14 protein-coding genes are annotated in these 14,358 nt (G+C 66.7%); 3 read left to right on the top strand and 11 right to left on the bottom strand.

What is annotated here, in order from left to right; translation table 11 throughout:
* Window positions 1-27: 27 nt before the first annotated feature.
* The 5 genes from MTBLM5_RS05115 to MTBLM5_RS05095 form a co-directional block, all read right to left on the bottom strand.
* On the bottom strand, window positions 28-1,206 hold the full coding sequence (locus tag MTBLM5_RS05115) for a phosphoserine transaminase (protein ID WP_173974710.1): 1,179 nt from the start codon (window positions 1,204-1,206) through the stop codon (window positions 28-30).
* 194 nt (window positions 1,207-1,400) lie between these two features.
* A complete protein-coding gene (locus MTBLM5_RS05110; RefSeq protein WP_254430916.1) occupies window positions 1,401-2,495 on the bottom strand; it encodes an OmpA family protein in 1,095 nt (364 codons plus the stop codon).
* A gap of 127 nt (window positions 2,496-2,622) precedes the next feature.
* Window positions 2,623-3,420, bottom strand: coding sequence for an inositol monophosphatase family protein (locus tag MTBLM5_RS05105; protein ID WP_173974709.1), 798 nt, complete (start codon window positions 3,418-3,420; stop codon window positions 2,623-2,625).
* A gap of 82 nt (window positions 3,421-3,502) precedes the next feature.
* The gene (efp, locus tag MTBLM5_RS05100; protein WP_173974708.1) at window positions 3,503-4,066 is read right to left on the bottom strand and encodes an elongation factor P; all 564 of its coding nucleotides are present in this window, start codon (window positions 4,064-4,066) and stop codon (window positions 3,503-3,505) included.
* 37 nt (window positions 4,067-4,103) lie between these two features.
* Window positions 4,104-5,165: a lysine-2,3-aminomutase-like protein gene (locus MTBLM5_RS05095; protein WP_173974707.1), complete on the bottom strand. Its 1,062-nt coding sequence runs from the start codon at window positions 5,163-5,165 to the stop codon at window positions 4,104-4,106.
* Between the two features lie 26 nt (window positions 5,166-5,191).
* Between MTBLM5_RS05095 and epmA the strand changes: the two genes are divergently transcribed.
* Together epmA and MTBLM5_RS05085 are read left to right on the top strand one after the other, a co-directional pair.
* Entirely contained in the window at window positions 5,192-6,235 is a 1,044-nt protein-coding gene (epmA, locus tag MTBLM5_RS05090) for an EF-P lysine aminoacylase EpmA (RefSeq protein ID WP_173974706.1), read from the top strand.
* A gap of 97 nt (window positions 6,236-6,332) precedes the next feature.
* The gene (locus MTBLM5_RS05085; RefSeq protein ID WP_173974705.1) at window positions 6,333-7,484 is read left to right on the top strand and encodes a PAS domain-containing sensor histidine kinase; all 1,152 of its coding nucleotides are present in this window, start codon (window positions 6,333-6,335) and stop codon (window positions 7,482-7,484) included.
* On the opposite strand, the gene MTBLM5_RS05080 is transcribed toward MTBLM5_RS05085, so the two are convergent.
* The 4 genes from MTBLM5_RS05080 to MTBLM5_RS05065 all read right to left on the bottom strand — a co-directional run bounded on the left by MTBLM5_RS05080 (window position 7,462) and on the right by MTBLM5_RS05065 (window position 11,898).
* Entirely contained in the window at window positions 7,462-7,758 is a 297-nt protein-coding gene (locus MTBLM5_RS05080; protein WP_173974704.1) for an Hpt domain-containing protein, read from the bottom strand. The genes MTBLM5_RS05085 and MTBLM5_RS05080 overlap by 23 nt on opposite strands.
* Window positions 7,755-9,482 carry a bifunctional diguanylate cyclase/phosphodiesterase gene (locus tag MTBLM5_RS05075; protein ID WP_173974703.1) on the bottom strand — a complete coding sequence of 576 codons (1,728 nt, stop codon included), beginning with the start codon at window positions 9,480-9,482 and terminating at the stop codon, window positions 7,755-7,757. The genes MTBLM5_RS05080 and MTBLM5_RS05075 overlap by 4 nt, the downstream gene beginning before the upstream one ends.
* 102 nt (window positions 9,483-9,584) lie before the next feature.
* Window positions 9,585-11,231, bottom strand: coding sequence for a putative transporter (locus MTBLM5_RS05070; protein ID WP_173974702.1), 1,647 nt, complete (start codon window positions 11,229-11,231; stop codon window positions 9,585-9,587).
* Between the two features lie 67 nt (window positions 11,232-11,298).
* The gene (locus MTBLM5_RS05065) at window positions 11,299-11,898 is read right to left on the bottom strand and encodes a ribonuclease T2 (RefSeq protein WP_173974701.1); all 600 of its coding nucleotides are present in this window, start codon (window positions 11,896-11,898) and stop codon (window positions 11,299-11,301) included.
* Between the two features lie 100 nt (window positions 11,899-11,998).
* Between MTBLM5_RS05065 and MTBLM5_RS05060 the strand changes: the two genes are divergently transcribed.
* On the top strand, window positions 11,999-13,198 hold the full coding sequence (locus tag MTBLM5_RS05060) for an alanine--glyoxylate aminotransferase family protein (RefSeq protein ID WP_173974700.1): 1,200 nt from the start codon (window positions 11,999-12,001) through the stop codon (window positions 13,196-13,198).
* On the opposite strand, the gene MTBLM5_RS05055 is transcribed toward MTBLM5_RS05060, so the two are convergent.
* Both MTBLM5_RS05055 and MTBLM5_RS05050 read right to left on the bottom strand, forming a co-directional pair.
* Window positions 13,199-13,903 carry a cytochrome c biogenesis CcdA family protein gene (locus MTBLM5_RS05055; RefSeq protein ID WP_173974699.1) on the bottom strand — a complete coding sequence of 235 codons (705 nt, stop codon included), beginning with the start codon at window positions 13,901-13,903 and terminating at the stop codon, window positions 13,199-13,201.
* A 4-nt stretch (window positions 13,904-13,907) separates the two neighbouring features.
* On the bottom strand, window positions 13,908-14,267 hold the full coding sequence (locus MTBLM5_RS05050) for a thioredoxin family protein (protein WP_173974698.1): 360 nt from the start codon (window positions 14,265-14,267) through the stop codon (window positions 13,908-13,910).
* Window positions 14,268-14,358 lie beyond the last annotated feature (91 nt).

Here is a 14,358-nt window from a genome sequence, read left to right as displayed (position 1 = left end):
GATCCGACGGCGCCCGTCTTCTTTGGATTATTGAGCCTTGGGCCCGAACTCGGCTTCGACTTGGGCGAAGGCCCAGTCCAGCCAGGGCAGCAGGGCCAGGATGTCGGCGGTTTCCACCGTGGCACCGCCCCAGATGCGCAATCCAGGGGGGGCGTCGCGATAGGCGCCGATATCGTAGGCCACCCCTTCCTTGTCCAGAAGGGTGACGATCTTCTTGGCGGCGGCCGCCTTGTCGTCGTCGGACAGCTTGGCGAAGAAGGCAGCCTTGATGGCGACGCAGATCGAGGTGCAGGACCGCACCTTGGGATCGGAAGCCAGGTTGGCGGCCCAGGACGATTTGTCCATCCAATCCTGCACGGCCTTGAAGTTGGCTTCCGAACGATTGATCAGCGCCTTGAGGCCACCGATGGATTCGGCCCACTTCAGGGCGTCCAGCTGGTCTTCGACGGCGATCATCGACGGGGTGTTGATGGTCTCGCCCTTGAAGATGCCGTCGATCAGCTTGCCGCCCTTGGTCATGCGGAAGATCTTCGGCAGCGGCCAGGCCGGCTTATAGCTTTCCAAGCGGGCGACAGCCCGGGGCGACAGGACCAGCATGCCGTGCGCGCCCTCGCCACCCAGCACCTTCTGCCAGGACCAGGTGACCACGTCCAGCTTGTCCCACGGCATGTCCATGGCGAACACCGCCGAGGTGGCGTCGCAGATGGTCAGGCCCTTGCGGTCGGCCTTGATCCAGTCGCCGTTGGGGATGCGCACGCCGCCGGTGGTGCCGTTCCAGGTGAACACGACGTCGCGGTCGCAATCGACCTGGGCAAGGTCAGGCAGTTGACCATAGGGCGCCTTGAAGACGCGCAGGTCTTCCAGCTTCAGCTGCTTGGCGACATCGGTCACCCAGCCTTCGCCGAAGCTTTCCCAGGCCAGCATGTCGATGCCGCGCTCGCCCAACAGCGACCACATGGCCATCTCGACCGCGCCGGTGTCGGACGCCGGCACGATGCCGATGCGGTAGTCGGCGGGAATGCCCAGCACCTTGCGCGACCGTTCGATCACGTCTTCCAGACGGGTCTTGCCGATCTTGGCACGATGCGACCGGCCGACCGGCGTGTCGGCCAGAGCCTGGACAGACCAGCCGGGACGCTTGGCGCAGGGACCAGAGGAGAAATTGGGATTGGCGGGCTTGGTAGCCGGCCGCGGAAGTTCGCTCATAAAAATAACCCTCCCTCGCAGAAGGGACGCGGCCCGTTGGGGGGCCTTGACCCGGCCGGGAGTGTAGCAGCCGTCCGTGCCCAGGCAAGGAGAGTCTTTTTGAACGATGCTAGGGTGGAGTGATTTAGGGCCGCGCCTCGCGCCCAAAGCCCGCCCGGCGTCTGAGGGGGCCCGGAACGGGCCGCGCTTCGCGCCTAACGCCCGACCAGCACCGCATCGACGCGATCGGGCGAGCCGCCGTCGGTCTTGTTGCCCAAGGCCCGCATCTCGACGCGGGTCGAGCGTACGCCCTGGTCCAGCAGGAACTTGCGCACCTCGATGGCCCGCGACAACGACAGGCGCCGCGCCTTCGAGGCATTGGCCTCGTCGCCCGAGGCATAGGCCAGCAATTGCAGGCTCAGTGCCTCGTCCTTTTCCATCCGCTTGGCCAGCGAGATCAATTCGGACTTGGCGGAATCGGGCAGTTTGAAATCCTCGCCGGCATAGCGCATCGACAAGGTGTCGCCCTTCAGGGCCACCGCCGGGCTGGTGACTGCGGCCACCTGCGGCACCACCGGAGCGGGCGCGGGCGCGGCCACCGGCGGGGTCAGAACCGACAGCGGCATCGGCGCAGGCACCGGAGCCGGCGCTTCGACTTTGGCGACCGGGGCAACGGGGGCGACCGGGGCGACGGGGACAACCGGCATCGGCGCGGCCACCTTGGGAGCCGGCACTTCCGGCAGCGAAATCTGCGGACCCGCCGGCTTGGCCGGCTCGAGTTTCACCTCCGGCTTGGCCGGTTCGGGCTTGACCACCGGAAGCTCGGCGACTTGCGGCTTGGGCGGCACCGCCGGCTTGGCGACGGGGGCCGGGGCCGGAGCCGGAGCCGGCTTGGTCTCGGCGACCTTGGGCTCGGGTTGCTTGATCTCGACCGGCTTCTGGGTCGCCTGAATCAGTTCGGCGATGGCGGGCTTTTCGACCTTGGCGGCAATCGGCTGCGCCTTCGGCTTGGCCGGCGCCGCCGGCTTGGCTGCGGCGGGCTTGGCTGCGGCTTGCTGGAACGGGCGGAACTGGGGCTGGGCCTTTTGCTGCTGGCCCGGCATCTTCAGCGCGGCCTGGGTGGCCGGGTGGTTCTCACGGCGCAGCATGGCGGCGAGATTGGGGTCCTGGCCCAGTTTTTCCAGCACCGTCCAGTTGACCTCGACACTGGGGCGGGCGTCGCCGCCGACGACATATTGGGCCGACGCCACCGGAGCCAGACCACCCATCAACGCCGAAAGCGCGAAAATCCGCCAAGTCGCCTTTGCCATCACAGAACAACCCCGCTTTGCACGCCAATCGCGCGACAGACTAACCGATGCCCAGCCGGCGTACAACAATACGATCACACTAGGCTAAGCGCGACCATGCACGGGAAATATTTATAATTTCCAAATATCAGCCACGAGCCTTGCGCAGCAACGAAACCAGTTTGGAATGCAATTGGTCGTTGGCGGCAACGATATCTCCGGTCGCCAGCATATCGCCCTTGCCGTCGAAGTCGCTGACATAGCCGCCCGCTTCCTTGACCAACACGATGCCGGCGGCGATGTCCCACGGCTTGATGCCGGATTCCCAATAGCCCTCGCAACGGCCGGCGGCGACATAGGCCAGGTCCAGGGCGGCCGAGCCGAAACGGCGCACGCCGGCGGTTTCCTGCATCACCGCGGTCAGTTCCTTGATGAAGACGTCCTGACCCGGGCGGCCGCGATGGGGAATGCCGGTGGCCAGCACCGATTCCTCGAGCTTGCGCCGGGCCGAGACGCGCAGGCGCCATTCGTTCAGATAGGCCCCGGCCCCCTTCTCGGCATGAAACAAGGAATCCGAGATCGGTTCATAGACCACGCCGGCGATCAGCTCGCCGTCGCGTTCCAGCCCGATCGATACCGCGAACTGGGGAATGCCGTGCAGGAAGTTGGTGGTGCCGTCGATGGGATCGACGATCCACCGGTGGCTTTTGTCGTCGCCGCCGACCTCGCCGCCTTCCTCCAACAGGAAACCAAAGGCCGGGCGGGCCTTGGACAGCTCGGCGCGGATGGTCTTTTCCGCCTTCAGGTCGGCCGAGGACACGAAGTCCGAGGTCCCCTTCATCGACACCTGCAGCTTCTCGACCTCGCCGAAGTCGCGCACCATGCCGCGGCCGGCCTTGCGGGCGGCGCCCATCATCACGTTGAGAACGGGGGAACGAACGATCACCGGCGGATCTCCTGAGGCTCGAAAAACAAGGCCGCTCCCCGGGGATGTACCCTGGGAGCGGCCAGAAAGACAACTGCGATGACTACTTGGCGCGCTCGACGTACGAGCAGTCGCCGGTCATCACCACGATCTTCTCGCCCTCGGCGATGAAGGGCGGCACCAGAATCTTCAGGCCGTTCTCCAGCTTGGCCGGCTTGTAGGACGACGACGCGGTCTGGCCCTTGACCACCGGGTCGGCCTCGACCACCGTCATGATCACCTTTTCCGGCAGCGCCACCGACACCGGCGAGCCTTCGATGAAGTCCACCGCGACCACCATGCCGTCCTGCAGGAAGGCCTTGGCCTCGCCCAGGATCTCGGCCGGCAGGTTGAACTGCTCGAAGTTTTCCTGGTCCATGAAGGTGATGGCGTCGCCGTCGGCGAACAGGAAGGTGCATTCCTTTTCTTCGACGTTGCACTTCTCGACGGTGTCGGCGGTGCGCCAGCGTTCATTGGTCTTGGTGCCGGTACGGATGTCGCGCATCTCGACGGTGATGAAGGCGCCGCCCTTGCCGGGCTGGACGATGGCGGTCTTCAGCACGGCCCACTGGCGGCCGTTATGCTCGATGATGTTGCCGACGCGAATCAGATTGGCATTGATCTTCATGATATATCCACGGCTTTCCGGAAAATTGGCGCGGACCCTAGCAGGTTGGCCCGCCCTTCGCAACCGGATAGGCATGGACGGCACCGTCGGCGTCGCGCACGCCTTCCTCGACCAGCCAGTCGGGGCCGATCGGCACCTTGCCGGCCCCGCCCGGTATGTCCAGCACATAGGTCGGCTGGGCGATGCCCGACAGGCGGCCGCGCAAGACCCGCATCAAGGCCTGGCCCTCGTTGATGGTCGGACGCAGGTGGCTGGTGCCCGGTACCAGATCGGGGTGATGCAGGTAATAGGGCCGCACCCGGGCGCGGATCAGGGCGCGGAACAGCGTCTCCAGCACCCCGGCATCGTCGTTGACCCCCTTCAGCAGCACGGTCTGGGCGATCAGCGGGATGCCGGCATCGGCCAACCGGGCCAGGGCCGCCCCCGCCCCGCCGGACAATTCGCGCGGATGGTTGACGTGAACCGACACCCAGGCGGGCGGCCCGGATCGCAAGGCGGCCACCAACTCGGCCGTCACCCGTTCCGGCGTGGCGATGGGAACGCGGGTGTGGAAGCGGATCAGCTCGACATGGCCGATGGCGGCCGCCCGCGCCGCCAGGTCGGCCAGGCGGGCGGCATTCAGCATCAAAGGGTCGCCGCCGGTGAAGATGATTTCCCGCAGGTCGGGCCGCGCCGCCACATAGGCGAAGGCGGCATCCAGCTCGGTGGCCGACAAGGTGGCGTCGGCATCACCGACGCGGTCCTTCCGGAAGCAGAAGCGGCAATAGACCGGGCAGACCAGGATCGGCTTGATCAGCACCCGGTCGGGATAGCGGTGCACCAGCCCCTTGACCGGACTATAGGCTTCGTCGCCGATCGGGTCGGCGCGGTCCTCGGCGCCGGTGACCAGCTCGTCCGGGCTGGGCACGAACTGGCGCGCGATGGGGTCGTTTTCCTCGCCCGCCACCATCAGCGCCGCCAGGGCCGGCGGCACCGCGATCGCCGTGGTTTCGGCCAGAAGGTCCAGCGCGGCCGACGGCCGGGCCAGGCCCGCCTCGACCAGCTCGGCGGCGGTACGCAGGGTGCGACGGTGACAGACAGGGGGCTTCGCTTGTAGCATCGCCGCCGGTTCTAAAGGATTTTGCCATGACAGGTAAAGAAAGCTGGCGCCCCGACATCTTCGCCGCTCGCCGCCCCGCCCTCGAGGTGCGCGGCCGGGTGATGCGGACGGTGCGCGCCCATTTCGAGGCGGCTGGCTTCACCGAGGTCGAAACCCCCTGCCTGCAGGTCAGCCCGGGGCTGGAACCGCACCTGAAGGCCTTCGCCACCCGGCTGGAAAGCCCGTGGGGCGAACCGGCCGCCCCGATGTACCTGCACACCAGCCCCGAATTCGCCATGAAGAAGCTGCTGGTGGCGGGGATGGAGCGCATCTTCCAGGTCGCCCGGGTGTTCCGGAACGGCGAACGCTCGGCCACCCACAGCCCGGAATTCACCATGCTGGAATGGTACCGGGCACCCGGCACCATCGCCGACATGATCGACGACACCACCGCCCTGGTGCGCGACTGCGCCAAGGCGGCCGGAACCGAGCGATTGGTGCGCGGCCAGCGCTGGTGCGACCCGTTCCAGCCGTGGCGGCTTCTGTCGCTGGCCGAAGCCTTCGAGCATTATTGCGGCATCGACCTTCTGGCCACCACCCCCGACCCGTGGGCGCCCGACACCGCCGCCCTGAAGGCCGAAGCCGGGCGCATCGGGGTGTCGGTGTCCGAGACGGATCGCTGGGACGACGTCTTCTTCAAGATCCTGCTGGACCGCATCGAGCCCCATCTGGGCGACGGCGTGCCGACCATCTTGCATTCCTATCCGGTGTCGCTGGCGGCGCTGGCCCGGCCCAGCCCGGCCGACCCACGGGTGGCCGAACGGTTCGAGGCCTATGCCTGCGGCGTCGAATTGTGCAACGCCTTCGGCGAACTGACCGATGCCGCCGAGCAACGCCGCCGCTTCCAGGCCGACATGGACCTGAAAGAGGCGCTGTACGGCGAACGCTACCCCATCGACGAGGACTTCCTGGCCGCCCTGGAAGCCGGCATGCCCCCATCGGCCGGCAACGCCCTGGGCCTTGACCGACTGATCCAACTGATCGCTGGGGTGGAACAACTGGACGGGGTCCTTTGGCTGCCGGTTGCATAGTCGAAAATAGTCCCGCCCCTGCGGAAATTTCATACCTTGGTATTACTAGAATCGGAATAAGATGATCGCGGGTCTTTCCTGGGGGGAGCGCCGGACATTGGACGATTCGTACCCGTTGTCGACCATCGATTTGTGGCAACAAGACGTTGCCGAAGAAATTCTGACCGACTTCCTGGAAGCCATGCCCGCCCATGCCGCGCTGCTGGACCAGAACGGCACCATCATCACCGTCAACAAGCCCTGGCGCGCCTTCGCCTCCAGTTACGGCGGCGCCGACGGCGCCTATGTCGGGGCCAATTACCTGACGGTGACCGGCGCCACCGACGACCCGGACGCCCTGATGGTCGCAGGCGGATTGGTCGCGGTCATGAAGGGCGGCCTGTCGAATTTCTCGCACGATTACCCCTGCCACGATGCCAACAATCAGCGCTGGTTCCGCTGCCTGATCTCGCCGTTGCGCCATGATGGCCGGGTGAAGGCGACGGTGGTGATGCATATCGACATCAGCGCGCAGAAGCGGGCCGAGGCCCTGGCCCAGGCGGCCAACCGGGCCAAGTCGGAGTTCCTCGCCAACCTGTCGCACGAATTGCGCACGCCGCTGAACGCCATCATCGGCTTCTCCGAGATCATGATGATGGGCAGCGACCATTACCGGGAATATGCCGGCGACGTCCACACCGCCGGCAAGCACCTGTTGTCGCTGATCAACGAGGTGCTGGACCTGTCGAAGGTCGAGGCCGGCAAGTACGTCTTGCGGGAAGAGCCGGTGATCTTGGCCGAAATCGTCGGCCAAAGCCTGCATCTGGTCGAGGCCAAGGCCACCGATGCCGGCCTGACCCTGGCGGCCCACGCCGAAGGCTCGCTGCCGGCGCTGGTGGCGGACGCCCGGCTGATCCGTCAGATCCTGCTGAATCTGCTCTCGAACGCCATCAAATTCACCCCGCCCGGCGGAATCGTGTCGACATCGGTGGCGGTCGCCGACGATGGCTGGATGGAGATCGCCGTCACCGACACCGGCATCGGCATCGATGCCGACGACATCGCCCGGGTGATGGAACCGTTCGGCCAGATCGATTCCGAATTGGCGCGTGCCCATGTCGGCGAAAGCACTGGCCTGGGCCTGCCTTTGGTGAAAAGCTTCGTCGAGTTGCACCAGGGCGAACTGGTCGTCAAAAGCGCGCGGGGACAGGGAACCCGGGTGATCGCGCGCTTCCCGCCGCGCCGGGTCAAGAGCCTGGGGTATCTCTGAGACTGGCAAGCTCGGCCACCCGGGCCGAAATCGCCGCCAGTTGCAAGGAATCGGGCCTTCCCCCCGCCTCGATCGCCGACAGTTCGGCGAACAAGATGTCCTCGCCGAACATCGCGCATTTGCCACGCATGGCGTGCAGATGTTCGGCCAACCCGTCGTCGCCGCTCTCGGCCAGGGCCAGCAGGCGCGCCAGGTCGCCTTGCATTTCTTCGATGAAGCGGCCCAGCAATCCTTCCAGCCCGGCCGGAATGGCCGGCGGCACCACCCGGCTCACCGATGGCCCTTCACGAATTCGCGGAAGCGATCGGCGGCCAGCGGCGGACTGAAACGGTAGCCCTGGACCAGGTCGCAGCCGCGCTCGGCCAGGAACACCATCTGGTCCAGCGATTCGACGCCCTCGCCCACCACCTTCATGTTCAGGGAATGGCCCAGTCCGATGATCGCCTCGATCAGGCGGGCGTCGTCGGGATTGGTCAGGGCGTCGGCGACGAAGGTGCGGTCGATCTTCAAGATATCGACCGGGAATTGCTTCAGGTAGGACAGCGAGGCATAGCCGGTGCCGAAATCATCGACGGCGATGTGGGCGCCCAAGTCGCGGATGCGCTGCAGCTTGGCCGCCACCTCGGCGCCCGAGGTCAGGATCAGGCTTTCGGTGATCTCGACCGTCAGCAATTCGGGCGCCAGGCCGCTATCGGCCAGGGCGGCGCGCACCAGTTCGGCGATGTCGGTCTGCTGGACCTGGCGGGCCGAGACATTGACCGCCACCTTCAAGGGCGCCTGGTCCAAATCCCGCCATCCCGCCGCCTCGCGGCACGCGGCCCCCAGCAGCCAGCGGCCGATGGGCAGGATCATGCCCATCTCTTCCGCCAGCGGCACGAACTGGTCGGGACCGACGGCGCCGATATAGCGGTTCTGCCAGCGCAGCAAGGCCTCGGCGCCGGCGACACGGCCGGACTCGACATCGATCATCGGCTGGTAGACCAGCGAGAATTCGTCGTGCGCCAACGCGTCGGACAATTCGCCGGCCAGGCGGGTGCGCGCCTGGGCACGGGCGTCCATGTCGGGGGTGAAGAACCGATAGGTGGCGCGGCCGGACTGCTTGGCCTGCTGCAGCGCGCTGGTGGCGTTGCGCTGCAGGGATTCGACGTCCTCGCCGTCGCCGGGCCACAGGCTGGCGCCGACCGAACAGGACAGCAGGATCTGGTGGCCTTCGACCATCAGCGGCTCGTGCAGGCATTCCATCAGGGCGCGCACCACCGTCTCGACCTGATCGACGCTGTCGATGCCGGGCAAGACCACGGTGAACTCGTCGCTGCCGAAGCGCCCCAGGGTGTCGCCGCGCCGCAACGCCATCTGGAGGCGGCGCGCCACTTCCTTCAGCACCATGTCGCCGATGGTGTGACCCAGGGTGTCGTTGATGGTCTTGAAACCGTCCAGTCCCAGGAACAGCAGGGCGGCGCGCCGGTTCTCGCGCCCGGCCACCACCAGCGACTGCAGCAGGCGATCAAGGATCAGGCTGCGATTGGGCAGTTCGGTCAACGGGTCGTAATTTTTCTGGCGCCACAGCCCCTCGGTCGCCTCGCGCATTTCGGTGACGTCGCGGGCGACATAAAGATGGCGGCTGACCTTGCCGGCCTCGTCCTTCAGCACCGAGATCCGCATCTGCTCGCTGAAAATCTCGCCGGAACTGCGGCGGTTCAACACCTCGCCTTCCCAGTGACCGTCCCTGGCCACGGTGCGGCAGACCTCTTCGAAGAATTCCGGAGGATGCAGGCCGGCCCGCAGGAAGTCCGGCACCCGACCGGCCACCTGGGCCAGGGTCAGGCCGGTGGCACGGGTGAAGCCGGCATTGACCGAGACGATGCGATGGTCGGCGTCGGCGACCGCGACCGAATCGCCCCCCAGGTCGATGGCGGCGGCATAGGCCCGAAGCTCGGCGTTCTCGCGCTCAAGATCCGCGATCCGACGGAAAAGGGTATCGTCGCCGCTGCTCACCATCACGCCCCATGGTCAAACGCCCTGGCCGAAAGGATGGCGTGTGCGCGAGCGGAATGCAAGAACCCTCTTAAGCGTATTTTTTATATTTATCACATCCTTAGATTACATCCACAGCGCCAGAGCCACCACTTGCGGGGCGACGATGCGCAGCACCATCACCAATGGGTAGACGGTGGCATAGGACAGGATCGCCGCCTCGGACGATGCCAACCCTTGCGCGAAGGCCAGGGCCGGCGGATCGGTCATCGAGCCGGCCAGCAGGCCGCACAAGGTCAAATAGTTCGTCTTCAACCACAGATGGCCGACCAAGGCGACGGTGGCCAGCGGCACCAAGGTCACCGCCGCGCCCCACATCAGCCAGGTCAGGCCCGGCCCGTGGACCAGGGTATCGACGAAGCCGCCCCCGGCCTTCACGCCGACGGCGGCCAGGAACAAGGTGATGCCCAGGTCGCGCATGACGTGGTTGGCGGCCGGCGTCATGAACCACACCACCGGTCCGAAATGGCCCAGCCGCGACAGCAAGATCGCCACCAGCAACGGCCCGCCGGCCAGGCCCAGCTTCACCGCCGACGGCAGGCCCGGCAGCATGATCGGCACCGACCCCAGCACCATCCCCAGCGCGATACCGACGAAGATCGGCACCATCTGGGTTTCCTGCAGGGCCTTGGCGCGGTTGCCCAGGATCTTGGACATGGCCGCCATGCCGGACGGCTCGCCGACCACGGTCAGGGCATCGGCGAATTGCAGACGCAGATGGGCGTCGGGGACCAGATCGTGGCCGGCACGGTTGACGCGGCTGACCACCATGCCGTGGCTGCCGCGAAAATCCAGTTCGCCCAGGCTTTTGCCCAGGACCTCGGACCGGGTCACCACCATGCGTTCCCACACGACGTCGTGCGATTCCATGGTCTTCAGGTCGATCGTCGCCACCGGTCCCAGCAGGCGGGTCAGCCGGCCAAGGCGCGATTTCGGCCCCACCGCCAGCACCACGTCGCCTTTGGCCAGGATGTCGTCGGCATGGACGATGTGCTGGCTGCCGTCATGCAGGACCCGCGACAACACCACGCCCAGTTCGCGCAATTCATCAAGGTCGCGCACCCGGCAGCCGAACACCGCCGGGTTGGCGATCTCGATATTGATGGTCATGACGGTGGGGTGCGCCGCCTCGCGCGCCGCCAGGAAGGCCGCCGACGCCGCCTTGGGGTCGATGCCGAAGATGAAGCGCAATCCCAGCATGGTCAGCAAGATGCCGACGATGCCGAACGGATAGGCCACCGCATAGGCCTGGCCCAGCACGATGCTGGCACCCTGGGCGCCCAGTTGGCCCATCACCTCTTGGCCGGCGGCCAGGCTGGGGGTGTTGGTCACCGCCCCGGCCAGAACGCCCAGCGCCGCCGGCAACGGCAGGCCGGCGAACAGGTGCAGGCCGGCGGCCACCAGCGTCCCCAGCAGCACCACCGACGCCGCCATCAGGTTCAGCGCCATGCCGTCCTTCTTGAAGGCCTGGAAGAAGCCCGGCCCGACCGACACGCCGATGGCATAGACGAACAGCACCAGCCCGAATTCGCGGGCGAAGCTCATCATGGTCGCATCGATGGTCAGGCCCAGATGGCCCAGCCCGATGCCGGCGAACAGCACGCCGCCGACCCCCAACCTGACACCGGCCACCTGGATCTGGCCCAAGCCCAATCCCAGCGCCGCCGCCACCGACAACACCAGCAACGCTTGCGCCGCGCCGTGCAATTCCATACCCACCCCCGAAATATTGCAGCGCAGCAACGGTGCGCCAGGGCGGGGATGATGGCAAGGGAAAAGGCTATTTCAGCGGAACCACCGTCACCTTGCCCTTGCAGGTGTCGCGCACACCCCGGCCGCACGGCGCGAAACCCAGTTCGCGGGTCAGGCACACCCTGATCTCGGTCAGGACACGGCCCCGGCAGGTGACCGCCAGCATGTCGCCGGTCAGTCCCGGATTGACGGCGGAAAAGGCTTGCTCGATCTCGGGCACCGACAGAGTTTGGGCCTGGGTGGGCCGGCGCAGCGGCTCGGGGATCGCCAGCCGGTCGAACACCTGGCGGATATCTCTGAAATAGGCGGCGGCCGGGCGGCCGTCGCAGGTGCCGTGGCGTTTCCATTCATGCTCGATCAGTTTGCGGCTGGGCATGACCGGCAGCATGTCCCGGACCACCGGTTCGGGGACCTTGGTCGGCACGGCACAGCTTTCCGGCCAGCCGCCGGCCCGGTATTGCGGCCACAGGCCATGGACGACGAAGCCGAAGCGGCTTGGGCCGCATTGGTCGGGATCGTCCTTGCCCTCGCACCAGGCGGGCGACCACGACAGCGCCAGCACATAGGAATCGAAGTGGCCCGGTTCGGCCGGGGACTGGGCCTTGGCCGGCAGTGATGCCGCCAGCATAAGGATTGCCGCGCACAGCCCAGACCTGCCGAGACAGACCCTTGACAAGAAGGCGCCAACCGCCCTGAATGCGCGCTTCTCAACTGGAACAGAAAAAGCCATGCGTCACCCTCCGCCGTCCGTCGTGCCCCTCGACCGTATCCTGCCCGACGAGCCCCTGTTGATGATGGGGGCCGGTCCGGTGCCGATTCCGGCCAAGGTGGCACATGCCAACTCGATCATCATCAACCATCTGGGCGATACGATGAATCGGGTGGTCGAGCAGGTCAAGGCGATGACCCGCTACGTCTTCCAGACCAACAACGCCCAGATCCTGGGTGTCGCCGGTCCGGCCTCGGCGGCGATGGAAATGGCGGTGTGCAATCTGGTCGAGCCGGGCACCAAGGTCCTGGCGGTGATCAACGGCTATTTCAGCCGTCGCCTGGCCGAGATGGCCAAGCGCTGCGGCGGCGACGTGGTGATCCTGGAGATCGAGGACGGCTGCACCGCCATGCCCGAACAGGTGATGGCCGCGCTGCACCGCGAGGCGCCGACGGTGATGACCATCGTCCAGGGCGAGACCTCGAACACGGTGTGGAACCGCTATCTGCCGGAAATCAGCCTGGCCGCCCACGAGATGGACTGCCTGGTGGTGGTCGATGCGGTGTGCACGCTGTCGACCATGCGCTTCGACATGGACGAATGGGGCGTCGATGCCGTCATCACCGGCGGCCAGAAGGGCCTGTCGTCGATTCCCGGCGTGTCGTTGCTGGGATTCTCGGAATCCGCCTGGAAGCGCATCGAGCGGCGCAACGCCCCCATGGCCCATTGGTGCCTGGACGCCCGCCTGGCCGACCAGTTCTGGAACAAGAATTCCTATCACTACACCGCGCCGGTGTCGGGCATCCTGGCCCTGCACGAGGCGCTGCGGCTGATCTGCACCGAGACCCTGCCCGCCCGTTTCCACCGCCACGAGCTCAGCTCGAAGGCGCTGCAGGGCGGCCTGCAGGCCATGGGCCTCGAGCTCTTGGTGCAACCGGTGGCGCGGCTGAATTCGGTGGTCGGCATCCAGATCCCCGACGGCGTGTCGGGCGACGAGGTGCGCCGCCACATGTCGCAGGTCTACAAGGTGGAAATCGCCGGCGCCTTCGGGCTCAACATCCTGCGCATCGGCCAGATGGGCGAGCAGTGCCGGGCGCACGCCATCTTCCGCGCCCTGCATGCCTTCGGCAGCTCGATGGTCGCCAATGGCGGCCGCGTCGATCTGCCGGCCGGCGTCGCCGAGCTGGAACGCATCCTGGCCGACGGCCAGGTGACCTGATCAGAACATCACTGTCAGGGTCACCAGCCAGTCGGGCATGATCGCTACCAGGGCGGTCTCGACCTGCTTGTCGGCGCCGGTCAGCACCAACAGGGCCACCGCCACCAGCACCGCGCCCATGGCCGGCTTGGCCCGTTGGGCGAAGGCGCCCAGTTCCTTGCGCCGGCGGCCCAGCCCATAGGCCAGGGCCAGGACCGGCGTCACCGCCCCCAGGGCGAAGGCCAGCATCACCAGGGCGGCCCGGCCCAGATCGTCGCCACTGGCAGCCAGTCCGACCGCCGCCCCCAGGGTCGGGCCGGTGCAGGGCGACCACACCGCCCCCATCAGCAGGCCCAGGGCGAACTGCCCGCCGATTCCGTCGCCGGATACCCGGGCCAGCAGACCGCCACCAGAACCGGCCAGCGGCTGGACCAGGGCGGCGAAGCCCCGCGACAGGGCCGGGACCAGCAGAACCAGGCCGAACAGCCCCATCAGCCAACCGGCACCAGTGCGTACCGTCCCGCCATCCAGCCCCAGGGCGAAACCGGCCGAAGCCAGCAGCAGCCCCAGACCGGCGAACGACACCGCCAGACCGGCGGCCAGGGCCAACGGTCCCAGGCGGTGGGCCTGCAGGGCGCTGGCCAGCAGCACCGGAATCAGCGGCAGGACGCAGGGCGACAGGGTGGACAGCATTCCCGCCAGATAACCGGCGATCAGCGTGCCCATGGGATCAGCGCAGCAAGGCGCGGATCTTGACCGGATCGGTCTCGCCGGCCGAGCGGGCCTTTTCCGTCCGCCCGTCGAAGGCGATCAGGGTGCTTTGGCTGCTGACCCGGAAGTCGCGCAACACGTCTTTCTGACTGTCGAAATCGACCAGGAAGACCTTCAGGTCGGCCCGTTCCTTTTCCAACAGCGACACCACCGGCGCCTGGGCCTTGCAGGTCGGGCACCACGGCGCGGTGACATGGACCAGGATGGGCTGCCCGGCGGCTTGCGCCTTGGCGAAGCCCGCCTGGGTGAACTTCTCGGAGGCCGTTGCCGGCAAGGCCAAAAGGACCAGGACAAAAACGGACGCGATCAGACGGATCATGGCATTTCCTCCGGGGTGGTAGTCGATATTTAGGGGTTCGCCCCGGCCAGCCAAAGGTTACGCGATAATTTGCGGTTGCCGACCAGCCTGG

Source organism: Magnetospirillum sp. LM-5 (assembly GCF_902729445.1).
Classification (GTDB): Bacteria; Pseudomonadota; Alphaproteobacteria; order Rhodospirillales; family Magnetospirillaceae; genus Magnetospirillum.
Note: the sequence above shows the minus strand (reverse complement) of the source record. Positions and strands in the feature narration are given on the sequence as shown.

What these genes read in the sequence shown, in the direction of transcription:
- MTBLM5_RS05070 (WP_173974702.1), bottom strand. Translation starts at nt 11,231, where the DNA reads ATGGAATTGCACGGCGCGGCGCAAGCGTTGCTGGTGTTGTCGGTGGCG.
- MTBLM5_RS05065 (WP_173974701.1), bottom strand. Translation starts at nt 11,898, where the DNA reads ATGCTGGCGGCATCACTGCCGGCCAAGGCCCAGTCCCCGGCCGAACCG.
- MTBLM5_RS05055 (WP_173974699.1), bottom strand. Translation starts at nt 13,903, where the DNA reads ATGGGCACGCTGATCGCCGGTTATCTGGCGGGAATGCTGTCCACCCTG.
- MTBLM5_RS05050 (WP_173974698.1), bottom strand. Translation starts at nt 14,267, where the DNA reads ATGATCCGTCTGATCGCGTCCGTTTTTGTCCTGGTCCTTTTGGCCTTG.
- MTBLM5_RS05110 (WP_254430916.1), bottom strand. Translation starts at nt 2,495, where the DNA reads ATGGCAAAGGCGACTTGGCGGATTTTCGCGCTTTCGGCGTTGATGGGT.
- MTBLM5_RS05095 (WP_173974707.1), bottom strand. Translation starts at nt 5,165, where the DNA reads ATGCTACAAGCGAAGCCCCCTGTCTGTCACCGTCGCACCCTGCGTACC.
- MTBLM5_RS05060 (WP_173974700.1), top strand. Translation starts at nt 11,999, where the DNA reads ATGCGTCACCCTCCGCCGTCCGTCGTGCCCCTCGACCGTATCCTGCCC.
- epmA (WP_173974706.1), top strand. Translation starts at nt 5,192, where the DNA reads ATGACAGGTAAAGAAAGCTGGCGCCCCGACATCTTCGCCGCTCGCCGC.
- MTBLM5_RS05115 (WP_173974710.1), bottom strand. Translation starts at nt 1,206, where the DNA reads ATGAGCGAACTTCCGCGGCCGGCTACCAAGCCCGCCAATCCCAATTTC.
- MTBLM5_RS05075 (WP_173974703.1), bottom strand. Translation starts at nt 9,482, where the DNA reads ATGGTGAGCAGCGGCGACGATACCCTTTTCCGTCGGATCGCGGATCTT.
- efp (WP_173974708.1), bottom strand. Translation starts at nt 4,066, where the DNA reads ATGAAGATCAATGCCAATCTGATTCGCGTCGGCAACATCATCGAGCAT.